This window comes from Methylobacterium sp. WL9 (genome assembly GCF_008040035.1).
GTDB classification, from domain to species: domain Bacteria; phylum Pseudomonadota; class Alphaproteobacteria; order Rhizobiales; family Beijerinckiaceae; genus Methylobacterium; species Methylobacterium thuringiense.
On record NZ_VRVE01000017.1, the window covers coordinates 32211 to 52430 of the forward strand.

Sequence of the window (20220 nt, forward strand, 5' to 3'; positions counted from 1 at the left end):
GGTCGAGCCGGAGACGATGACATGGGGCAGCAGCTTCACACGGGTGCCGGCGCGCTCGGATTGCTCCTCTGCACCGGCCTGACGGCCGCGGCCTTCGACTGCGCCAAGGCCCGGCTCCCGATCGAAAAGGCGATCTGTGCCGACCCCGCCGCCAAGGCCTCCGACGACGCCATGGAGGCGGCCTTCGAGACCCTGCGCCCGGCCCTCGCCGGTCCGCAGAGGCAGGCCGCCCTCGACGACCAGCGCGCCTGGCTCAAGCAGCGCAACGCGAACTGCCTGCAGAACAAGACGCCCGCCTCCTGCGTCGCCGACGCGAACGGCGCCCGCACCGGAGTTCTCACCGCCCGGCCGGAATCCGGTCCCGGCCTCGAGCGGCGGCCGCAGCCGTTCTTCGTCCGTCAGGCCGGCAGCCGCGACAAGGTCGACGTCGCCCTCCAGCTCTACAGGTTCGCGGATCCGGCCACGCCCGGCGAGCGGTTGCTCAACACCCGCGCCGACGAAACCGTCGCCAAGACCGACTTCAAGAAGGAGGAGCCGGAGGATCGCGACTGGAGCCGCGAGGAGAGCTGGTCGATCGCCTACGCCTCGCCCGCCTTCCTCTCGGTCTGGGCCACGAGCTACGAGTACAGCGGGGGCGCCCATGGCGGCGCCGGCGGCCAGGGCATCCACATCGACCTGCGCCGGGGCCGAATCGTCAGCTTCGCCGACCTGTTCGACGCCAAGGCCGCCGCGGAGATCGACCGGCGCTGTCTCAAGCAGATCAAGGCCGAGAAGACCGAGCGCGGCGTCGGCGACGACGAACAGCCCGATCTCGGCAAGCAGGTAGCCGATGTGGTGAGGAACCTCGGCAGCTGGTCCTTCAAGGAGACGGCGGCCTCGGTGTATTTCGGGCAGTACGCCCTCGGCTCCTATGCCGAGGGCACCTATAACTGCGACCTGCCGATGGACGTGCTGAACACGCTGTCGAAGGTGCCTCTGCCGCCGCGCTGACGGCACGCAACGGACAAGGATCCGGCATGACGCGGGCGATACGCTGGGCGATGTTCGGGATCATCGCCGCGCTGGCTTTGGGCGGTATCGTCCTCGCCTATCCGGCAGCCGCCGCGCTGTCCTGTCCCCAATGCTTCGGCTTCGAGCCCGTTGACGGATCGATCTTCGTTGACCGGGAGGCGACTCCGGACGACCGCACGCGCATCGTCAGTCTGGTCGCCGAGGGACGGGGCAACGTCGAAGCGTTCTACGGCCGGCCCGAGCCGCTGCCGCGCATCCTCGCCTGCACCACCGAGGCCTGCTACCGGCGCCTCGGCGGCGGCGGATCGCGCGGCATGGCGCTGATGGATGCCGGCCTCGTCCTCTCCCCGCGCGCCGACGCGACGATCGCCGCGCACGAACTCGCCCACATCGCATTTCACGCCCGGATCGGCCGGATCGCCACCTGGGAACGAACGATCCCGCAATGGTTCGACGAGGGGCTTGCTGTCTTCATCTCGGAGGATGCCCGCTACCTGGCCCCTGCGAGCGTTTCGGACCGCTGTCTGGTCGAGCCCGACGGCCCGCTCCCGACCGACCGCGCCTCCTGGATCGAGCGTGCCGAGAGCCAGGCGCTCTACGCCAAAGCCGCGTGCCGGGTCGGTCGCTGGGTCTCGCGCATGGGCGGCATGCCTCAGGTGCGCGCCGCGATCACGCGCTGGGGGGAGGGCGCGCCCTTCGATGCCGCCCGGCCCTAAGCGGATGCTGGCCTGACGCGCCGCACCGCGCTAGAGCGGGCCTCACGATGTCCCACAACACGTTCGGCCACCTGTTTCGCGTCACCACCTTCGGCGAGAGCCACGGGGTCGCCCTCGGCTGCGTGGTCGACGGCTGCCCGCCCGGCCTCGCGCTGGAGGCGGAGGAGATCCAGGCCGAGCTCGACCGGCGCAAGCCCGGCCAGTCGCGCTTCACCACGCAGCGCCGCGAGCCCGATCAGGTCAAGATCCTGTCCGGCGTGTTTGCCGACGACCGTACGGGCGGGCGCCAGCTCACCACCGGGACGCCGATCGCGCTGATGATCGAGAACACCGACCAGCGCTCGAAGGACTATTCGGAGATCCGGGACAGCTACCGCCCGGGCCATGCCGACTACGCCTACGACGCCAAGTACGGAATCCGCGATTATCGCGGCGGCGGCCGCTCCTCGGCCCGCGAGACGGCAGCCCGCGTCGCGGCCGGCGCCATCGCGCGAAAAGTGCTGCCGGGCGTCACCATCCGCGCCGCGCTGGTGCAGATGGGGCCGCACGCCGTCGACCGCGCGAACTGGGACTGGGACGAGGTCGGCCGCAACCCGTTCTTCTGCCCCGACGCCAAGGCGGCCGCCCTCTACGAAACCTACCTCGACGAAATCCGTAAGGACGGCTCGTCGATCGGTGCGGTGATCGAGGTGGTTGCCGAGGGCGTGCCCGTCGGCCTCGGCGCGCCGGTCTACGGCAAGCTCGATGCGGATCTCGCGGCGGCGATGATGTCGATCAATGCGGTCAAGGGCGTCGAGATCGGCGACGGCTTCGCGAGCGCCGCGCTCCGCGGCGAGGACAACGCCGACGAGATGCGCGCCAGCAACGATGGCCGCCCGAGCTTCCTCGCCAACCATGCCGGCGGCGTGCTGGGCGGCATCTCCACGGGCCAGCCGGTGGTGGTGCGCTTCGCCGTCAAGCCGACCTCGTCGATCCTGACGCCGCGCCGCACCGTCACCAGAGACAACCGCGACGTGGACCTCATCACCAAGGGCCGCCACGACCCCTGCGTCGGCATCCGCGCCGTGCCGGTGGCGGAAGCCATGATGGCGTGCGTGCTCGCCGATCACTATCTGCGCCATCGGGGGCAGGTCGGCGAGCCGGTCCGCGGCGCCTAAGAACTCGGAACAGACAGTGACCCAGCATTCCCGCGTCTCCGAGGCCGTCGAGGCCTTCGCCCGTGGCGAGATCGTCGTCGTGACCGACGACGACGACCGCGAGAACGAAGGCGACCTCGTCGTCGCCGCCTCGCTCTGCACGCCGGAGAAGATGGCGTTCATCATCCGCAACACCTGCGGCATCGTCTGTGCGCCGATCACCTTCGACGAGGCGCGCCGGCTCCACCTCGCGCCGATGGTCGCCTCGAACGACGCGCCGCTCGGCACGGCCTTCACCGTGACGGTCGACGTCAAGCATGGGCTGACCACCGGCATCTCGGCCGAGCAGCGCTGCAACACGGTGCGCGCGCTGGCCAACGGCAACATGGGCGCGGCCGACTTCGTCCGCCCCGGCCACGTCTTCCCGCTGATCGCCCGCGACGGCGGCGTGCTAATGCGCTCGGGCCATACCGAGGCCGCCGTCGACCTCTGCAAGCTCGCCGAGCTGCCCCCCGTCGGCGTGATCTGCGAACTCGCCAACGACGACGGCACCGTGATGAAGGGGCCGCAGATCGACGCCTTCGCCGAGACGCACGGCCTCAAACGCATCTCGGTCGCCGAGATGATCACCTACCGCCAGGCCCGCGACCGGCTGGTCGAGCGCGTCGGCAGCTTCCCGGTGAAGACCGACCACGGCCCGATGACGGGCTACGCCTACGTCACGCCGTTCGAGACCATCCAGCAATTCGCCTTCGTGCACGGCGAGATCGGCGACGGCCGCGACGTGCTGGTGCGCCTGCACCGCTCCAACGTCGTCGCCGACGTGATCGAGGGCGGCCGGCAGATCGATTGCGTGATGCGCCGTTTCGCGAAGGAGGGCAGGGGCATCCTGGTCTACCTGCGCGACGGCACCGCCGGCGTTCCGCTCTCGCGCATCGCGGAGGACGAGGGCGCCGAAGCGCAGCGCGTGCGCCAGTGGCGCGAGGTGGGCCTGGGGGCCCAGATCCTGCGCGATCTCGGCGTCAGCTCGATCCGCAACCTCGCGACTTCGTCGCGCGCCTATGTCGGGCTCTCGGGCTTCGGCATCGAGCATCTGGGGGACGAGCCGCTGGAGGGGTGAAAACCCATCCGGAGTGCGATGCGGTCCGGGCCGTGAGCCTCTCCTCCCCCTTGTGGGGAGGAGCCGGAGGTGGTGCAGACGGCACCGTTCCGCTCGATCCTGCACCACCCCCCACCCCTACCCCTCCCCACAAGGGGGAGGGGATATGCGCTGCGAAGGCGACGATTGGTTCGCCATCTCGCAAGCAAACCCGGAGTCGTTTCATGACCGAACGTCCCGTGTTTCCGGGCCGCCGCTTCGCCGCGTTCCTGTTCGACATGGACGGCACGGTCCTGACCTCCATCGCCTCGGCCGAGCGGGTCTGGTCGCGCTGGGCCGCCGCGCACGGGCTCGACGTCGCGACTTTCCTGCCCACGATCCACGGCGTGCGCACGGTGGAGACCATCGCGCGGCTCGGCCTGCCGGGCGTCGATCCGCAAGAGGAAGCCGACGCGATCATGCGTGCGGAGATGGCGGACGTGGCCGACATCGACCCGATCGCGGGCGCCGCCGCCTTCCTCGCCGCGCTGCCGCGGGAGCGCTGGGCGATCGTGACCTCGGCCCCCCGGAAACTCGCAGAGTGCCGGCTCGCGGCCGCCGGCCTGCCCCCGCCGCCGCTGATGGTCGCCGCCGAGGATGTCGCGCGCGGCAAGCCCGCTCCCGACTGCTTCCAGCTGGCCGCAGACAAGCTCGGCGTTTCGGCAGTGGACTGCCTCGTCTTCGAGGATGCGCCGGCCGGCATCGCGGCGGCCGAGGCCGCCGGCGCGGCCGTTCTCGTGATCACCGCCACGCACACCAAGGCCATCGCAACGCCGCACCCGACGCGGGCGGGCTACGAGGGCCTGGCCTCGCGGTGCGATCCGGACGGACGGCTCGAACTGGTCCCGGTCGCATAGGCGACGGGGCCTACCGCCCCATCAGCGCATCCACATGCGCGGCCACGGAGCGGCTCAGACCTTCGAGGTCGTAGCCGCCCTCCAGCACCGAGACGACGCGGCCGCCGCCGTGCTTGTGAGCCACCTCCATCAGCCGCCGCGTCGCCCAGCCGAAATCTGATTCGTCGAGGCGTAGATTCGCAAGCGGATCGAGGTGATGGGCATCGAATCCGGCCGAGATCACGATGAGATCGGGCGCGAAGGCGTCGAGCCGCGTCAGGATGCCGGCCTCGAACACCTCGCGAAACACCGCGCCGTCGTCGCCGGCCTTCAGCGGCACGTTGACGATGGTGTCGTGGGTGCCGCGCTCTCCCTTGGCGCCGGTGCCGGGAAACAGCGGCATCTGGTGGGTCGAGGCGTACATCACGGCCTTGTCGTCCCAAAAAATGTCCTGGGTGCCGTTGCCGTGGTGGACGTCCCAATCGACGACCGCGACGCGGGTGGCGCCATGCGCCTTGCGGGCATGGCGTGCGGCGATGGCGGCGGTGTTGAACAGGCAGAAGCCCATCGGCGTGGCGCGCTCGGCGTGATGGCCGGGCGGGCGCATCGCCACGAAGGCGTTGGCGCATTCGCCCGTCATCACCGCGTCGACAGCGTGCGTCGCCCCGCCGATCGCATGCAGCACCGCCTTGAGGGTGCCGGGCGACATCAGCGTGTCGGAATCGATCTGGACGAAGCCCTCATCCGGCGAGGCCTTGGCGATCATCTCGACATACTCGGCCGGGTGGGCGAGCTCCGCCGTCGCGAGCTCGGCCCGCGGGGCGAGGCAGCGGACGAGCGCGGAAAAGCTCTCGCGCTCCAGGGCGCGTTCGACCGCCTGGATGCGGGCGGGGCGCTCCGGGTGCCCGTCCGGCATGGCGTGGTCGAGGGCGCAGGGGTGGCTCACGTACAGCGTGGTCACGGATCATCCTCCCGGCAGCGGAGCCGATCCGACGGCCGGCGCGCGCTGTCTCATCTCGGCAACAAGCGCAGCAAATGCGCCACGGTTCCGCTTGGTAGGACCAGCTTGCCACAGTCCTGGCCACGAAGCTCAGCAAGATAGCGCAAACCCCGTCGTGCGATCCGGCGGGGACCTTCGCCTATCGGGGCAACCACGTCATGCGTTCCCATCTCGCGCTCCTCGCCCTCGCCCCGCTCGGCGCGTCGCTCGCCGGCTGCATGTCGGAGCGGGCCGCGCTGCCTCCGGTTCAGCTCGCCGCGCTGACGCCGCCGGGGGCCGTCGGCCCCGGAGGCGTGACGCCGATGGCGGTGCCCCCGCCGCCGCCGTACTTTCCGCCGGGGCCCGAGCGCGACCGCGAATGGCTGAAGCTGGCGCCCTCCGCCCAGATCAACGATCCCGAGCTCCGGCGCACCGTCATCGACTATCCGACGAAGGAGAAGCCCGGGACGATCATCGTGTCGACGGCCGAGAAGCGCCTCTACTTCGTCATGGCCGGCGGTCAGGCGATGCGCTACCCGGTCTCCGTCGGCAAGGAGGGCGCCTCCTGGTCCGGCACGGCCAATGTCGACCGCAAGATGGAATGGCCGGACTGGAACCCGCCCAAGGAGATGCTCGCGCGCAAGCCCGAGCTGCCCACGCGCCTCGAAGGCGGCCCGCTCAACCCGATCGGCGCACGCTCGCTGTTCCTGGCGCAGAACGGCAAGGACACGCTGTTCCGCATCCACGGCACCAACGAGCCCGAGAAGATCGGCCAGTCGGTCTCGTCGGGCTGCATCCGCATGCTCAACGAGGATGCGATGGACCTCTACACCCGCGTTCCGATCGGAACGAAGGTCGTGGTGCTGTAGGCACGGACCCACCGGACATGAGACGCGGATCGACGGGGCGGCACAGGGTGCCGCCCCGATTTGTTTTGGGCTGCACCGTCCTGCACCTGCGCCCGCAGGTGGGAATCGGCAAAAAGCGGCGGATTGCCGACACCATTTCGAAAGCACCAATCGTGATGGCGCTTTAACCTGAAATTCCGTTCAGATTTGCCCGTTAACCTCTGAGAGCAATCCCGGCTCGTACAGTCACGACATAGAGAAACACGGGACCGGCAGAACACAGGCCGGAGGGAAGCAGGACATGAGCAACCTTTCACTTCAACTCTTCTGCAACCGTATTGCCGCGGCCGGCCGCATGACGCGCGACGACGTGCGGAGCCTCAGCGAGGACCACCTCGCCGACGGCCTGGCGCATCGCGACGAAGTCGACCTGCTGCTCGCCCTCGATCGGGCCGTCACCGACAAGGACGCCGGCTTCGCCGACCTGCTCATCGCCCTCGTCGTCGATTTCGTGGTTTGGGCCGAGCGCTCGACCGGCACCGTCGGGAACGATGCCGCGGGCTGGCTCGCCGCCTCGATCGCGGGCCGCTCGGGGCCGACCCCGACGGGTGCGCGGATCGCGATGGAGGTCGTGCGCGAGGCCCAGACGAGCGACGAAGACCTGATCTCCTTCGCCCTGGAGGCGAACAGCTGGACCCGCCAGCCCGTCGCCATGCGCCGCCAGCATTTCGCCCTCGCCGCCTGAGCCGTGGCCTGTCCCTGCCGGCCAGAGCGCGGGGCAGGATTGTATTCACTTTCGCCGGTCGCCCGGCACAGCTTTCGCCGGCTGCGCAAGTGCTTTATCGGAATGCAGCCGGGGCTTTGCTCCGCCACCTGTCCGACGACGCTTCCTCCCACTTGCGGCCTGCGATGTTCGAAAAGATCCTGATTGCCAACCGGGGCGAGATCGCCTGCCGCATCATCAAGACCGCCCGGCGGATGGGCATCAAGACGGTGGCGGTCTACTCGGATGCCGACCGTGACGCCGTCCACGTCGCCATGGCCGACGAGGCGGTGCATATCGGTCCCGCTTCGGCCGCGGAATCCTACCTCGTGATCGACAAGATCATCGACGCCTGCAAGCAGACCGGCGCACAGGCGGTGCATCCGGGCTACGGCTTCCTCTCCGAGCGCGAATCCTTCCCGAAGGCGCTGAAGGCGGCCGGGATCACCTTCATCGGGCCGAATCCGGGCGCGATCGCCGCCATGGGCGACAAGATCGAGTCGAAGAAGGCGGCGGCCGCCGCCAACGTCTCGACCGTCCCCGGCTTCCTCGGCGTGATCACCGACGCCGAGCACGCCGTGAAGATCGCCGACGAGATCGGCTATCCCGTCATGATCAAGGCGTCCGCCGGCGGCGGCGGCAAGGGCATGCGCATCGCGGAATCCGCGGGCGAGGTGAAGGAAGGCTTCGACCGCGCGAAGTCCGAGGCCGCATCCTCCTTCGGCGACGACCGCGTCTTCATCGAGAAGTTCATCGTCGACCCGCGCCACATCGAGATCCAGGTGATCGGCGACAAGCACGGCAACGTGATCTATCTCGGCGAGCGCGAGTGCTCGATCCAGCGCCGCAACCAGAAGGTCATCGAGGAAGCCCCGAGCCCGCTCCTCGACGAGGCGACCCGCAAGACGATGGGCGAGCAGGCCGTCGCCCTGGCGAAGGCCGTGGACTACGACTCCGCCGGCACGGTCGAATTCGTCGCCGGCCAGGACAAGTCCTTCTATTTCCTCGAGATGAACACCCGGCTCCAGGTCGAGCATCCGGTCACCGAGATGATCACCGGCGTCGACCTCGTCGAACTGATGATCCGCGTCGCGGCGGGCGAGGAGCTTCCGCTGACGCAGGACGAGGTGAAGCTGAACGGCTGGGCCGTCGAAAGCCGCGTCTACGCCGAGGACCCGACCCGCAACTTCCTGCCCTCCATCGGCCGCCTCACCACCTATAGGCCCCCGGCCGAGGGGCCGGTCGGCGAGGCCATCGTGCGCAACGATACCGGCGTGGAGGAGGGCGGCGAGATCGCGATCCACTACGATCCGATGATCGCCAAGCTCGTCACCTGGGCGCCGACCCGGCTGCAGGCCATCGAGGCGCAGGGCACCGCGCTCGACGCCTTCGCCATCGACGGCATCCGCCACAACATCCCGTTCCTGGCGACGCTGATGGCGCATCCGCGCTGGCGCAAGGGCGATCTCTCGACCGGCTTCATCAAGGAAGAATTCCCGGACGGCTTCGTCGCGCCCGCTCCCGAGGGTGCGGTTGCCCTGCGGCTCGCGGCCGTGGCGGCGGCGATCGACCACAAGCTCAACGTGAGGAAGCGCGGCATCTCGGGCCAGATGCGCGATCCGGGCCTGCTGCATTTCGAGCGCGAGCGCGTGGTGCATCTGGGAGACGAGACCTTCGACGTCACCGTCGCGAACATCGGCAACGACCTCGTGGTCACGAGCGCGGACGGCACGGTGACTCCGGTGCGCAGCGACTGGCATCCGGGGCAGCCGGTCTGGACCGGCACCGTCGGCGAGGAAAGCGTGGCCATCCAGGTCCGCAGCGTCCTCAACGGCGTCTTCCTGCAGCATGCCGGCGCCGCCGCGAACGCCCGCGTCTACACGCGCCGCGAGGCCGAACTCGCCGCCCTGATGCCGGTCAAGGAGACCGGCGATTCCGGCAAGCAGCTGCTCTGCCCGATGCCCGGCCTCGTGAAGCAGATCCTGGTCGAGGAAGGCCAGGAGGTGAAGGTCGGCGAGCCGCTCGCCATCGTCGAAGCCATGAAGATGGAGAACGTGCTGCGCGCCGAGCGCGACGGCAAGATCGCCACGATCGCGGCCAAGGAGGGCGACAGCCTCGCGGTGGACGAGGTGATCCTGGAATTCGCGTGAGCGTATGCCGCGAGGACAACGGCCGCCCGGAATATCCGACCTCGCCTACAATGAGCAGGCGAAGCTTCTGGCCACGGGACTCAACAACGTGGCTGTTGCGTTCATCGTGGTTGGCGTGGTGACGCCGATCACCGCAGTGAGTTTCGGCGTTCCGTCTGCACCGGCCATCAGCGTCTGGACGGCGATCTTTGCCGGAATTTGGTTCTGCGCCGCAGCAGGCCTACATTGGTTGGGACGACGCGTTTTGCGGAGCCTCAAGCCGTGAATTCCGGGCAGATCTTCGTCACTTTCGTGATTCCGGCTTTCGTTTTGACGGCAGCTTACTTGGCCGTGCTCGCTCACGAGCGCGCCGGCAGGCGGCTCGATCGCAAGCCACCGGGCGAATAGCGGCACGGTCCGCAATCCGCTTACCGTCGATCGATCAGAGCCCTTGCCGCTGCCGGACACCCCGTCTCTGCCGAAGGATGAGAGCGTGCGGATCGTGTGTTCCGCGCCCTGGCGGAGGGCGCGGACATGAGGCTCGAAGCGGCGTCGGCGGTCCCCGATCTCTCGCCCGCCGCTTGCGTGACCTCATCGTGTCCGCGAGGCGCCTCGGGCCCAGCTCTCGCGGCGCAAGGAACGCATGCCCCTCTACTTCGCCTACGGCGCCAACATGGACGCGGCCGAGATGGCGATTCGCTGTCCGGCCTCGCGGCTGATCGGCCGCGGACGTCTCAACCGGCACCGCTTCATCATCATGAAGGAGGGCTACGCCTCGGTGGTGCGGGCGCCCGGCTCCACCGTCTGGGGCGTGCTCTGGGAGCTCTCGCTCTCCGACGTGCCGGCGCTCGACCGCTACGAGGGCGTGGCAGGCGGACTGTACGTGAAGGCCTCGCAGCCGGTGACGACGGATGTCGGGATCCGTCGGGCGCTGATCTATTTCGGCCGCAGCACCGCGCCCGGCATCCCGCGGCCGGGTTATCTCGAGGATGTGCTGGCGGCGGCTCAGGCCGCGCAGTTGCCCGGTCCCTATGTCCAGGAAGTCCGCGGCTGGCTGCGGCGCGCGCGGGCTTGAACGGGCGGCGCTGACGGACCCGAAAATCGCGCTACCTGATCCCCCGAACGCGACAGCCGGAGCGGCCCCTTGAGCGAGACCAAATCGATCCGTGTGGTGATCCGCGGCCGGGTCCAGGGCGTGTTCTATCGCAAGTGGACGCAAGGGCGTGCCCGCCAACACGGCGTTGCCGGCTGGGTCCGCAACCGGGAGGACGGGGCCGTCGAGGGCGTTTTTTCCGGGCCTGCCGACGCGGTCGATGCCCTCGTCGCCGAGTGCCGCCAGGGACCGCCCGCGGCGCGGGTCGAGGGGATCGACGTCACGGCGGCGGAACCGGTGCTTGAGCAGGGCTTCGCGGTCGTCGACTGAGCGTGCATGGCTGGCACGGGCTTGCCGAGAGCCCGCCCGCTCTATAGCCGCCCCTGATGACCGATTCCGCCTGCGCCCTCGAAGGCGCCCGACGCCATGCCTGACATCAGCGTCTTCTCCCTGCTCGACGTCGTCGCCGTGCTGTTCTTCATCGGCGCATGGCTAATCTACGGCTTCGCGGTGCAGGGCCGCAAAGGCCATCGCAGCCTCAGCCGGATCATGCATGCCCAGCGGCGGATCTGGGCCGAGCAGATGATCGCGCGCGACAACCGGGTCGTCGACACCACGATCAACGCCTCGCTGCAGAACGGCACCGCCTTCTTCGCCTCGACCTCGCTGATCGCGCTGGGCTCGGTGCTGACGCTATCGCGCTCGGGCGACGACGTGCTGTCGCTGTTCGGCTCGCTGCCCTTGGGCGTCGTGACCACCCGGGCGACCTGGGAGATCAAGGTCGCGGGGCTGGCGATCGTGTTCGTCTACGCCTTCTTCAAGTTCTCCTGGGCCTATCGCCTGTTCAACTACGGCGCGATCCTGATCGGCGCGGTGCCGCCGAAGGGGTCCGGCGTCGACTACGAGACGATGCAGCGGGCCGCGTATCGCGCCGCGGCCATGAACATCGCGGCCGGCAACCATTTCGACCGGGGCCAGCGGGCCTTCTTCTTCGCGCTCGCCTACCTCGGCTGGTTCGTGAGCCCCGCGGTGCTGATCGCCGCCACCGCCGCCGTCTTCTGCGTGATGTGGCGCCGGCAATTCGCCTCGGAGATCCGCTCCGCCCTGATCGCCGACGAGGATACCCACGATGGCCGATGATGCCGAGATCGAATCGACGATGCTGCGCCTCGTCGCGGAGCGCGGACCGGGCAAGACCTGCTGCCCCTCGGAGGTCGCCCGTGCCCTCGGCGGCCTGCATCCGGAGGGTTGGGGACCGCTGATGCAGCCTGTGCGGCGGGTCGCCGTGCGCCTGACCAAGGAGGGCCGCATCGCGATCCTGCGCAAGGGCAAGCCGGTCGATCCCGACGATTTTCGCGGGATCTATCGGCTCGGGCCTGTCCCGGAGCAGGGCTGACGCTACGGCGCCGGCATCCACGCGTCGGTGTAGCCGGCGAGCTTGTAGGCGACGAGGCCGATCCATTCCTTCACGGCGAGGTCGAGCTCCAGCAGCCCGTCCGAGGCGAAGGTGTTGAACCGCGCGGCGTCGCGCGGGCCGGCCGTACGGTAATCGACCGGATAGGCCGTCACCGGGAACCCCGCCCGGCGGAAGCAGCCGACGGCGCGCGGCATGTGCCAGGCCGACGTCACGAGGAGCCAGCGCTCGCCCGGCTTCGGGGTCGCGAGTTCCGCGCTGAAGCGGGCATTCTCGCGGGTGTTGCGCGAGCGCTCCTCCAGGATCAGCCGGTCACGCGGCACGCCGAGGGTGTCGGCGAAGCGTCCGACCGTGCCGGCCTCCGAGACCGTCCCCTCCTCGATGTTGCCGCTGCCCCCCGAGAACAGCAGGCGGGCCGCGGGATAGCGCCGGGCGAGGTCGGCGAGGGCGATCTGCCGTTCGCCGGCGGCGTTGACCGTCAACTGGCCGCGCTCGTCGGAGATCGTCGTCATGAGGCCGCCGCCGAGGACGATGATCCCGTCGATCGGGGTACCGTCGTCGACGAAGGCCGGAAAACGGTTCTCCAGCGGCAGCAGGGTCACGGCCGCGAGGGGAAGCAGCCCCCCCGCCAGCAGCCCGAGGAAGCCGGTGATCGCGAGGATACGTCCGAAAACCCAGCCTCCCTGCGTGAACAGCAGCAGGCATCCGAGCAACCCCACGAGGATGAAGAAATTCGAGGGGGTGATCAGGAAGAAGATGATCTTCGAGAGCGGGAAGAACATGGCTGTTCCGGATCTTGCGCCGTTGGGCGCGGGGGAATGAGTCTCGGCCATGGTGGTCCGGCGACGATCGGGGTCAGGTCATCGGCCCTGCCAGGGCAACCAAGGCGGCCGGGCGCTGCGCGATCTCACGGTACCATCGCACGAGATTCGGACGCTCATCGCGTGGAATCGGCAGATGCAGCCAGCGATGGACGGCACAACCCACCGCGATGTCGGCGATGCTGAAAAGCTCGCCCGCCACGAAGGCCGTGCCGGCGAGATGGGCGTCGAGGAGCGCGGCTCCCGCTTCGGTCCTGGCGCGCGAGGCCTCGATCGCCGGCAAGTCCCGTTGTCCTTCGGGCACCCGGATCAGCTGCCAGAAGCAGTCGCGCATACTGGGCGTGAAGGTGGTCGCCTGCCAGTCGAGCCACTGGTCGACGCGGGCGCAAGGACGGGGCTCGTCCGGCAGTGCCAGCGGCGAGCCGGGCTGGCGCGCGAGGTAGCGCAGGATCGCGTTCGACTCCCACAGCACGAAGCCGCCCTCCTCGAGGGTCGGAACGAGGCCGTTGGGGTTGAGGGCGCGGTAGGAGGGCTCGCCGACGACGCCGTGCGCCCCACCGGCGTCGCGCCGCTCGTAGGGCAGGCCGAGTTCCTCGAGCCCCCAGATCGCCTTCTGCACGTTGACGGAATTCGCCCGTCCCCACAGCCGCCGCATCACACCGCCTCCACTCGATCGCACCGGGTGCCGTGTCTCTTCCCCTCCCAACGAGGGGGAGGAGAGTGCCCGCTTCGATCGCACCCCTCATCAGGAACTCGCATCAGGCGTCCTCGTCTCGCTCGGGCGGATAGGCGTGCTCGACGCCTCCCGGATCGGTGACGCGGTGGCCCTCGCCGGCCTCCTGCAAATAGCCCGGCCCGACAGGCACCTTGCCGTGGCCGCCGGGGATGTCGAGGACGTAGGTCGGCTGCGCGAGGCCGGACAGGGTCGCCCGCAAGGTCCGCATCAGCGCCTGTCCCTGGGGCAGGCTCGTCCGAAAGTGGCCGGTGCCCGGGGCGAGATCGCCGTGGTGCAGGTAGTAGGGCTTGATCCGGTTCTCGACGAAGCCGCGCATCAGGGCGGTCAGCGTCTCGGAATCGTCGTTGATTCCGGCGAGCAGCACGCTCTGGCTCACCATCGGAAGCCCTGCATCGACGAGCCGGGCGATGGCTTGTCGCGCGGCCGGCGTGAATTCCCGCGGGTGGTTGGCGTGGAGCGCCACGAAGACGGCGCCGCGAAAACCCTTCAGGGCGGCGACGAGGGCGTCGGTGACGCTTGCCGGGTCCACCACCGGCACGCGGGTATGGATGCGAAGCACGCGGACATGCGGGATCGCACCGAGCGCCTCGGCGATCGCCGCGAGCCGGCGCGGCGACAGGGCGAACGGATCGCCCCCGGTGAGCACGACCTCCCAGATACCGGGGTCGCCGGCGATATACGCATACGCTGCAGTCAGTTGCGCGTCGCTCAGGGTCCCGAGCCCGTCGGGTCCCACCATCTCGCGGCGGAAGCAGAACCGGCAATAGACCGGGCAGACATGCAGGGGTTTGAGCAGCACGCGGTCGGGATAGCGGTGGACCAGACCGGGCAAGGGCTCGTGAACGGAGTCGCCGATCGGATCGGCCCGCTCGGTGGGATGCGTCTCCAGTTCATCGGTGCGTGGCACGAACTGGCGCGCGATCGGGTCGGCCGGATCGGCCGCGTCGATCAACTCGGCCATGTCGGCGGTGAGCGAGACGGCGTAGCGCGCCGCGACGGCCTCGAGGCCCGGAAGGTCCTCGGGCCGGGCCAGCCCGGCGCGGGCGAGGTCGGCGGGACTGCGCAAGGCCCGGGTCACGCGTCGCTTCCTCGGGTGACGGGCGTCCAGACCACGTCGTCGATGCGCGGCGCGCCTGTGGCCAGCATTACCAGCCGGTCGAAGCCGAGGGCGATGCCCGACGCCTCCGGCATGATCGCGAGGGCGTCCAGGAAATCTTCGTCGATGGGATAGCGCTCGCCGTAGACGCGGGCCTTCTCGTCCATCTCGGCCTCGAAGCGGCGGCGCTGCTCGGCCGGATTCGTCAATTCGCCAAAGGCGTTGGCAAGCTCGACACCGCAGGCGTAGAGCTCGAAGCGCTCGGCGACGCGCGGGTCCGACGGGCTTGGCCGGGCCAGCGCCGCTTCGCTCACCGGATATTCGCAGAGCAGGGTCGGACGCCCGTCGCCGAGATGCGGCTCGATCAGGCCGACCAGGATGCGGGAATAGAGATCGGCCCAGGTGTCGTCCTCCGCGACGCGCAGGCCGCGTGCGGCGATGGCCGAGGCCAGCGCATCGCGGTCGGTGCCGCCGTCGCGCGCCATCGTGGCGAGCAGATCAATGCCGGCATGACGCGCGAAGGCCTCGGCCACGCTCAGCCGCTCGAAGGGGGCGAACGGGTCGGCCTCGCGGCCCCGATAGGTCAGGCGCGGCACGCCGGCCGTCTCGGCGGCGAGCCCCAGCACCTCGGCGCAGTCGCGCATCAGCGCCGCGTAGCCCTCGTTCGCCCGGTACCACTCGACCATGGTGAACTCGGGATGGTGCAGCGGGCCGCGCTCGCGGTTGCGGAAGACCTTGGCGATGCTCAGGATCTTCGTCTCGCCGGCCGCCAGCAGCTTCTTGCAGGCGAATTCCGGCGAGGTGTGGAGATAGAGTGTCTCGCGCAGGCCGTCGTGCCGGATCGCCTCGGTCGCGAAGGCCGAGAGATGCGCCTCGTTGCCCGGCGAGACCTGCAGGCAGGCAGCCTCGACCTCGACGAAATCCCGAGTGGAAAAATGCGCCCGCAGGGCCGCCTGGATGCGGTTGCGCGTCAGCAGGAGCGGGCGGCGATCCGCATGGATCCGCGGCTGCCACCAGGGGGAGGGGCAGGGGGAGGAAGACGTCACGCTTCGCCGGCTCTTCTGTTGTCGGGTCTCGGCTGGCACGAACGCGGCGGATGGGCTAGGGGCTGCAAGAATATCTCGCTCCGGCGCCGCCGCACCGGCCCGGCGCCCTCGTCAAAACAAGGTCTACGCTCGTGAAGGTGATCGCCTCGACGCTCCGCAAGGGCAATGTCGTCGACAAGGACGGCAAGCTCTACGTCATCCTGACGGCGGAGAACATCCACCCCGGCAAGGGCACGCCGGTGACGCAGCTCGACATGCGCCGGATCAGCGACGGCGTGAAGGTGTCGGAGCGCTACCGCACCACCGAGCAGGTCGAGCGCGCCTTCGTCGAGGACCGCGAGCACACCTTCCTCTACAGCGACGGCGAGGGCTTCCACTTCATGAATCCCGAGACCTACGAGCAGCTTGCGGTCCCCGAGGACGTGGTCGGCTCCTCCGCGCCCTACCTGCAGGAGGGCATGGCCGTGATGCTCTCGCAGCACAACGGCGTGCCGCTGACGATCGAGCTGCCCCAGCGCGTGACCCTCGAGATCGTCGAGACCGAGCCGGCCATGAAGGGCCAGACCGCCTCGTCCTCCTACAAGCCGGCGATCCTCTCGAACGGCGTGCGGACCTCGGTGCCGCCCCATGTCGCGACCGGAACCCGCGTCGTCATCCTGACCGCCGATGGCTCCTACGTCGAGCGCGCCAAGGACTGATTTCTCTAAGAAACCAAGAGCTTACGGCGGAGGCGCGGTGCCCTCCGCCGCCTCGTAGCATTGCCGCGAGAGGTTCTGCGCCTTCGCCCGCTCCTCCAGGGTGAAGGCCGCGCCTGTCGCCCACAATCCCTCCCGGCGGAGCGCGTCGGCAACGCAGCGGCTGGCGATCCGGCAGGCATCGGGACCGCCGCCGGTGCGGACGCAATTGCCCTGGAATTCCTTGCGGAACTCGGCGACGCCCGCCTTCGGATGCGGCCCGGTCAAGCTGACGAGGCCGTAGACCAAGCCGAAAAGTACGGGCTGGTGAACGAGATAGACGGCGAGGCTGTGACGCCCCGCGAAGGCCGCAGCCCGGCCGATCCGCCCCGTTGCCCGCCATGTCGCGAGGCGTGAGCGCAGGAAGACCGGCAGTCCGGCCAGGGCCAGGGCGATGCCGGCGAGGACGATGCCGAACCAGGGAAACAGCGGCACCCAGTCGTTCGTCTGTGGCAGGCGGCTGCCGAGACCCAGGAAAAACAGCTCCGGCGCTTCGAGCAGCGGGTGCCGCAACGCGGTGCTGCCGAGGATGAACACGATGCTCGCCAGGACGCTTGCCGGGAGGCTCACCGCACTGGGCATGAGGAGCAGCGGCAGGGCCAGGATGCTGGCCACGGCGATGCAATGCAGGATCCCGAAGAAGATGAATCCGTCCGGCATGAACCCGTAGGTCACGGCGGTGATCAGGATCGCGGCGCCGCCGATTCGGCCCAAGCGGAGCAGGTAGGGGCGCGGGCGCAGGCCGTCGCGGGTCGCGAGGACGAGGCCGATTCCGACGAGCAGCAGGAAGCTGCCGGCGATCGCGTGGGCGGCGAGGCGGCCGGCGGGGGTCAGCGCGGCGTTGAGCGGCGTGACCTTCAGGAAGCCGAGATCCCAGGTGAGATGGTAGGCCGCCATCGCCAGCAGCGCCGCGCCGCGGGCGGCGTCGATCGCGTCGATGCGGCGGACGGGGCGGGAAACGTGCGGGGCCGGATCGGCCTTGGCGGTCGGGCTGGCGTCGAGCATGGCGTTGCGCCTAGCATTCCTGCGGGGCGCGAGCGATGCCCCGGAGGGGCGGGCGGGCTCTCTCGAAAACGTGACCGGCCTCTCCCACACTCGCCAATACCGCGAGTTCGCGCCGCGAAAACGCGTACCGGTCGTAAGTTATCCCGGCCATGACTGTGGCAAGACTGCCGAATCACCGAAAAATGCAATGTTCGAGGGCAGTCCTGCCGAGCGAACGGGCTTCCGCCGATTCCGGACTTTGTTAATTTACCGTGAGAATCGCACGACGTGATTCGGTTCGGTGCGGGTTGCTTACATGTCGAACGATCACGGAATGGGCGATCTCGGGCTGTTCGGGTCGAGGCTGGCGGACGACGCCGTGCCGTCGGGCCATGACGCCGAGCGTCCGGTCGACCTCGTCGAGGTCGCCGGCCACATCAAGTGGTTCGACGTCTCCAAGGGTTTCGGCTTCATCGTCCCGGACGACGGCTCGCCCGACATCCTGCTGCACGTCACCTGCCTGCGCCGCGACGGCCACCAGAACGCCAGCGAGGGCGCCCGCATCGTCGTCGAGGCCATCGAGCGGCCGCGCGGCTGGCAGGCCTTCCGCGTGATCTCCATCGACCAGTCGAGCGCCACCCACCCCTCCGAGCTGCCGCTGCCGCGCACCCATGTCAGCGTCACGCCGACGAGCGGGCTCGAGACCGCGGTGGTGAAGTGGTTCAACCGCCTGCGCGGCTTCGGCTTCCTCTCCTGCGGGGAGGGCACGCCGGACATCTTCGTGCACATGGAGACCCTGCGCCGCTACGGCATCGCCGAGCTGAAGCCGGGCGATACCGTCCTGGTGCGCTACGGCGACGGCTCGAAGGGTGCTATGGCGGCGGAAGTCCGCCTCGTCGACGGGGCGCTTCCCAGCTCCCACTGACGGTTTGCCCTTCGCGATGGTTTCACAAAGCCCGCTTCGCCGCCGCCTCGCCCAGGCCCTGATCGCCGCCCTGCTCGCCGGCCCGGCCTTCGCCGTCGCCGTTCATGCCGAGATGCCTGCCGACGACATGGCGGCGGCGCGCACCGAGCCCCTCGGCATCGCATCGAAGAAAAACGGCCGCCACGCCTTCAAGGTCGAGGTGATGCGCAACGACGCCGACCGCGCCCGCGGCCTGATGTTCCGCAAGGCCATGGCGGCCGACCGCGGCATGCTGTTCGATTTCGAGCAGGTGCAGCCGGTCAACATGTGGATGAAGAACACCTACCTGTCCCTCGACATGGTGTTCATCCGGCCAGACGGCACCATCGCCCGCATCGCCGCCGACACCGAGCCGCTGTCGACCAAGGTGATCGCGTCCGGGGAACCGATCCTCGCCGTGCTCGAACTCAATGCCGGCACCACCGACAAACTCGGCATCCGGCCCGGCGACCGGGTCGAGCACGCGCTGTTCAAGGGCAGGGGGCGCTGATCCTCGCGGCGCCACGCACCGACGGCACCTTCGGAATGCGCGAAATCCGCGTCGGTATGCCCGTGCTGGCGCCGATCGGCCTTCTCGCCGGGGCCACCCTCGCCAGGACGCCCTGAAGCCAAGACGCCCTTAAGCCAGGCCGCGGGGCGAGCCGGTCCGATCAAGCGAAAACGCTCCGAGCCGACGGGCTCTGCGCTTTCAGCCTTCGGCCGCAACCCCGATCGCGTCGGCGCCCAGGGAGAGGCGCAGCGTCACCCGCGCCGGGCCGCCTCGATCGCCGCGACGTCGATCTTGCGCATGGTCATCATGGCGGTGAAGGCGCGTTTCGCCTCGTCGCCGCCGGCCGCCATCGCCGCGGTGAGCATGCGCGGCGTGATCTGCCACGAGATGCCCCAGCGGTCCTTGCACCAGCCGCAGGCGCTCTCCCGGCCGCCATTGCCGACGATCGCGTTCCACAGACTGTCCGTTTCCGCCTGGTCGTCCGTGGCGATCTGGAACGAGAAGGCCTCGTTGTGCCGGAAGGCGGTGCCGCCGTTCAGGCCGATGCAGGCGATGCCCGCCACCGTGAACGCGACAGTCAGCACGTCGCCCGCCTTTCCCGACGGGTAGTCGGCCGGCGCCCGGTGGACCTCCCCCATCGCGCTCTCCGGGAACGTCTCGACGTAGAAGCGGGCGGCGGCCTCGGCCTCCGTGTCGTACCAGAGGCAGACCGTGTTCTTGGCGACCCCCGAGTTCTTGGCGACCATGGCGGCTCCTCCCTCGCGCTGCCGGCAACCGGACACCGCCTCCGATTCGCAGGGAGGCTGCGGCAGGACGTCCATCCAACCATCGGCCGGAGGACTTGGAAAGGGCAGGGGACGCCATGCGCCGGCTGGGGCGATTCGTGAGCGGCGCCCTCGATTCTGCGATCGTTTCACGGCGACCGCGACCGAGGCGGATCGAATCTCTGCGGCCGAGGGCGACCGCAGGTCCGGTTCGCCGTCCCCGCCATACGCCTCCCACCCTCTCCGGCGACGACCCAGGTTTCGCTTCGCCGGAGAGCAGATCGGGGCGGTCCGCGATGCGCATCATGGAGGCCACCGTGGACCGCGACGGCCTTTAGGATTGGCCGAGTGTCTTACCGGAAGCGGCAGATCCCGCGGATGCGGTAGCGGCCGGGCGGGCAGCCGCCGGGGGCGCCGGTGAGGGCGCGGCGCATGTCGCCGCGTGGGCCGTTGTTCAGGCGACAGCCGCCGAACGGGCCGCGATGGGCTCCGAAGCCGCAGCCGCCGCGCACGAGGGTGATG

Annotated in this window: 23 protein-coding genes; 15 read left to right on the forward strand and 8 right to left on the reverse strand. The window is 69.4% G+C overall.

All coding sequences use genetic code 11. From position 1 onward, the window contains the following. The first annotated feature begins 21 nt into the window (after positions 1-21). The 5 genes from FV217_RS08410 to FV217_RS08430 all read left to right on the forward strand — a co-directional run bounded on the left by FV217_RS08410 (position 22) and on the right by FV217_RS08430 (position 4858). Positions 22-990: a lysozyme inhibitor LprI family protein gene (locus tag FV217_RS08410; protein WP_147816744.1), complete on the forward strand. Its 969-nt coding sequence runs from the start codon at positions 22-24 to the stop codon at positions 988-990. A 26-nt stretch (positions 991-1016) separates the two neighbouring features. Continuing rightward, positions 1017-1727, forward strand: a complete 711-nt coding sequence (locus tag FV217_RS08415) for a hypothetical protein (RefSeq protein WP_147816745.1) — start codon at positions 1017-1019, stop codon at positions 1725-1727. A gap of 47 nt (positions 1728-1774) precedes the next feature. Next, positions 1775-2884, forward strand: coding sequence for a chorismate synthase (aroC, locus tag FV217_RS08420; RefSeq protein ID WP_147816746.1), 1110 nt, complete (start codon positions 1775-1777; stop codon positions 2882-2884). Positions 2885-2900: 16 nt separating this feature from the next. Further along, positions 2901-3983 carry a 3,4-dihydroxy-2-butanone-4-phosphate synthase gene (gene ribB / locus FV217_RS08425; protein WP_147816747.1) on the forward strand — a complete coding sequence of 361 codons (1083 nt, stop codon included), beginning with the start codon at positions 2901-2903 and terminating at the stop codon, positions 3981-3983. Between the two features lie 203 nt (positions 3984-4186). Further along, positions 4187-4858, forward strand: a complete 672-nt coding sequence (locus FV217_RS08430) for an HAD-IA family hydrolase (protein WP_147816748.1) — start codon at positions 4187-4189, stop codon at positions 4856-4858. A gap of 10 nt (positions 4859-4868) precedes the next feature. Here the strand turns inward: FV217_RS08430 and FV217_RS08435 are convergent, their stop codons facing one another. After that, the gene (locus tag FV217_RS08435; RefSeq protein ID WP_147816749.1) at positions 4869-5798 is read right to left on the reverse strand and encodes a histone deacetylase family protein; all 930 of its coding nucleotides are present in this window, start codon (positions 5796-5798) and stop codon (positions 4869-4871) included. Between the two features lie 197 nt (positions 5799-5995). On the opposite strand from FV217_RS08435, the gene FV217_RS08440 reads away from it, so the two are divergent. The 3 genes from FV217_RS08440 to FV217_RS08450 all read left to right on the forward strand — a co-directional run bounded on the left by FV217_RS08440 (position 5996) and on the right by FV217_RS08450 (position 9577). Then, positions 5996-6685, forward strand: a complete 690-nt coding sequence (locus FV217_RS08440) for a L,D-transpeptidase (protein ID WP_238231741.1) — start codon at positions 5996-5998, stop codon at positions 6683-6685. Between the two features lie 280 nt (positions 6686-6965). Beyond that, entirely contained in the window at positions 6966-7409 is a 444-nt protein-coding gene (locus tag FV217_RS08445; RefSeq protein WP_147816750.1) for a hypothetical protein, read from the forward strand. Between the two features lie 164 nt (positions 7410-7573). Next, positions 7574-9577 carry an acetyl/propionyl/methylcrotonyl-CoA carboxylase subunit alpha gene (locus FV217_RS08450; RefSeq protein WP_147816751.1) on the forward strand — a complete coding sequence of 668 codons (2004 nt, stop codon included), beginning with the start codon at positions 7574-7576 and terminating at the stop codon, positions 9575-9577. Between the two features lie 45 nt (positions 9578-9622). Here FV217_RS08450 and FV217_RS22795 read toward each other — a convergent pair whose 3' ends face one another. After that, the gene (locus FV217_RS22795; RefSeq protein WP_187272483.1) at positions 9623-9970 is read right to left on the reverse strand and encodes a hypothetical protein; all 348 of its coding nucleotides are present in this window, start codon (positions 9968-9970) and stop codon (positions 9623-9625) included. Positions 9971-10199: 229 nt separating this feature from the next. Here FV217_RS22795 and FV217_RS08460 point away from each other — a divergent pair, with 229 nt between their 5' ends. The 4 genes from FV217_RS08460 to FV217_RS08475 all read left to right on the forward strand — a co-directional run bounded on the left by FV217_RS08460 (position 10200) and on the right by FV217_RS08475 (position 12045). After that, the gene (locus FV217_RS08460) at positions 10200-10631 is read left to right on the forward strand and encodes a gamma-glutamylcyclotransferase family protein (protein ID WP_147816753.1); all 432 of its coding nucleotides are present in this window, start codon (positions 10200-10202) and stop codon (positions 10629-10631) included. A gap of 69 nt (positions 10632-10700) precedes the next feature. Beyond that, positions 10701-10979, forward strand: a complete 279-nt coding sequence (locus tag FV217_RS08465; protein WP_147816754.1) for an acylphosphatase — start codon at positions 10701-10703, stop codon at positions 10977-10979. 96 nt (positions 10980-11075) lie between these two features. After that, positions 11076-11789, forward strand: a complete 714-nt coding sequence (locus FV217_RS08470) for a DUF599 family protein (RefSeq protein WP_147816755.1) — start codon at positions 11076-11078, stop codon at positions 11787-11789. Beyond that, positions 11779-12045, forward strand: coding sequence for a DUF3253 domain-containing protein (locus FV217_RS08475; RefSeq protein WP_147816756.1), 267 nt, complete (start codon positions 11779-11781; stop codon positions 12043-12045). The genes FV217_RS08470 and FV217_RS08475 overlap by 11 nt, the downstream gene beginning before the upstream one ends. Before the next feature lie 2 nt (positions 12046-12047). Here FV217_RS08475 and FV217_RS08480 read toward each other — a convergent pair whose 3' ends face one another. The 4 genes from FV217_RS08480 to epmA all read right to left on the reverse strand — a co-directional run bounded on the left by FV217_RS08480 (position 12048) and on the right by epmA (position 15762). Continuing rightward, positions 12048-12845: a YdcF family protein gene (locus FV217_RS08480; RefSeq protein WP_147816757.1), complete on the reverse strand. Its 798-nt coding sequence runs from the start codon at positions 12843-12845 to the stop codon at positions 12048-12050. Positions 12846-12918: 73 nt separating this feature from the next. Further along, positions 12919-13539 carry a glutathione S-transferase family protein gene (locus FV217_RS08485; RefSeq protein WP_147816758.1) on the reverse strand — a complete coding sequence of 207 codons (621 nt, stop codon included), beginning with the start codon at positions 13537-13539 and terminating at the stop codon, positions 12919-12921. Positions 13540-13642: 103 nt separating this feature from the next. Continuing rightward, complete coding sequence (locus FV217_RS08490) at positions 13643-14698, reverse strand: lysine-2,3-aminomutase-like protein (RefSeq protein WP_147816759.1); 1056 nt, start codon at positions 14696-14698, stop codon at positions 13643-13645. Further along, the gene (gene epmA / locus FV217_RS08495; protein ID WP_147816760.1) at positions 14695-15762 is read right to left on the reverse strand and encodes an EF-P lysine aminoacylase EpmA; all 1068 of its coding nucleotides are present in this window, start codon (positions 15760-15762) and stop codon (positions 14695-14697) included. The genes FV217_RS08490 and epmA overlap by 4 nt, the downstream gene beginning before the upstream one ends. 131 nt (positions 15763-15893) lie before the next feature. Here epmA and efp point away from each other — a divergent pair, with 131 nt between their 5' ends. Beyond that, positions 15894-16460 carry an elongation factor P gene (gene efp / locus FV217_RS08500; protein ID WP_147076559.1) on the forward strand — a complete coding sequence of 189 codons (567 nt, stop codon included), beginning with the start codon at positions 15894-15896 and terminating at the stop codon, positions 16458-16460. A gap of 21 nt (positions 16461-16481) precedes the next feature. On the opposite strand, the gene FV217_RS08505 is transcribed toward efp, so the two are convergent. Further along, positions 16482-17501 carry a heparan-alpha-glucosaminide N-acetyltransferase gene (locus FV217_RS08505; protein ID WP_147816761.1) on the reverse strand — a complete coding sequence of 340 codons (1020 nt, stop codon included), beginning with the start codon at positions 17499-17501 and terminating at the stop codon, positions 16482-16484. A gap of 295 nt (positions 17502-17796) precedes the next feature. Between FV217_RS08505 and FV217_RS08510 the strand changes: the two genes are divergently transcribed. Both FV217_RS08510 and FV217_RS08515 read left to right on the forward strand, forming a co-directional pair. Continuing rightward, positions 17797-18405, forward strand: a complete 609-nt coding sequence (locus FV217_RS08510) for a cold-shock protein (protein ID WP_147816762.1) — start codon at positions 17797-17799, stop codon at positions 18403-18405. A gap of 16 nt (positions 18406-18421) precedes the next feature. Next, entirely contained in the window at positions 18422-18934 is a 513-nt protein-coding gene (locus FV217_RS08515; RefSeq protein ID WP_147816763.1) for a DUF192 domain-containing protein, read from the forward strand. 251 nt (positions 18935-19185) lie between these two features. Here FV217_RS08515 and FV217_RS08520 read toward each other — a convergent pair whose 3' ends face one another. Beyond that, a complete protein-coding gene (locus FV217_RS08520) occupies positions 19186-19680 on the reverse strand; it encodes a VOC family protein (protein ID WP_147816764.1) in 495 nt (164 codons plus the stop codon). Positions 19681-20220 lie beyond the last annotated feature (540 nt).

What these genes read in the sequence shown, in the direction of transcription:
- FV217_RS08410 (WP_147816744.1), top strand. Translation starts at nt 22, where the DNA reads ATGGGGCAGCAGCTTCACACGGGTGCCGGCGCGCTCGGATTGCTCCTC.
- FV217_RS08415 (WP_147816745.1), top strand. Translation starts at nt 1,017, where the DNA reads ATGACGCGGGCGATACGCTGGGCGATGTTCGGGATCATCGCCGCGCTG.
- aroC (WP_147816746.1), top strand. Translation starts at nt 1,775, where the DNA reads ATGTCCCACAACACGTTCGGCCACCTGTTTCGCGTCACCACCTTCGGC.
- FV217_RS08430 (WP_147816748.1), top strand. Translation starts at nt 4,187, where the DNA reads ATGACCGAACGTCCCGTGTTTCCGGGCCGCCGCTTCGCCGCGTTCCTG.
- FV217_RS08440 (WP_238231741.1), top strand. Translation starts at nt 5,996, where the DNA reads ATGCGTTCCCATCTCGCGCTCCTCGCCCTCGCCCCGCTCGGCGCGTCG.
- FV217_RS08445 (WP_147816750.1), top strand. Translation starts at nt 6,966, where the DNA reads ATGAGCAACCTTTCACTTCAACTCTTCTGCAACCGTATTGCCGCGGCC.
- FV217_RS08450 (WP_147816751.1), top strand. Translation starts at nt 7,574, where the DNA reads ATGTTCGAAAAGATCCTGATTGCCAACCGGGGCGAGATCGCCTGCCGC.
- FV217_RS08460 (WP_147816753.1), top strand. Translation starts at nt 10,200, where the DNA reads ATGCCCCTCTACTTCGCCTACGGCGCCAACATGGACGCGGCCGAGATG.
- FV217_RS08470 (WP_147816755.1), top strand. Translation starts at nt 11,076, where the DNA reads ATGCCTGACATCAGCGTCTTCTCCCTGCTCGACGTCGTCGCCGTGCTG.
- FV217_RS08475 (WP_147816756.1), top strand. Translation starts at nt 11,779, where the DNA reads ATGGCCGATGATGCCGAGATCGAATCGACGATGCTGCGCCTCGTCGCG.
- FV217_RS08480 (WP_147816757.1), bottom strand. Translation starts at nt 12,845, where the DNA reads ATGTTCTTCCCGCTCTCGAAGATCATCTTCTTCCTGATCACCCCCTCG.
- FV217_RS08485 (WP_147816758.1), bottom strand. Translation starts at nt 13,539, where the DNA reads ATGCGGCGGCTGTGGGGACGGGCGAATTCCGTCAACGTGCAGAAGGCG.
- FV217_RS08505 (WP_147816761.1), bottom strand. Translation starts at nt 17,501, where the DNA reads ATGCTCGACGCCAGCCCGACCGCCAAGGCCGATCCGGCCCCGCACGTT.
- FV217_RS08510 (WP_147816762.1), top strand. Translation starts at nt 17,797, where the DNA reads ATGTCGAACGATCACGGAATGGGCGATCTCGGGCTGTTCGGGTCGAGG.
- FV217_RS08515 (WP_147816763.1), top strand. Translation starts at nt 18,422, where the DNA reads ATGGTTTCACAAAGCCCGCTTCGCCGCCGCCTCGCCCAGGCCCTGATC.
- FV217_RS08520 (WP_147816764.1), bottom strand. Translation starts at nt 19,680, where the DNA reads ATGGTCGCCAAGAACTCGGGGGTCGCCAAGAACACGGTCTGCCTCTGG.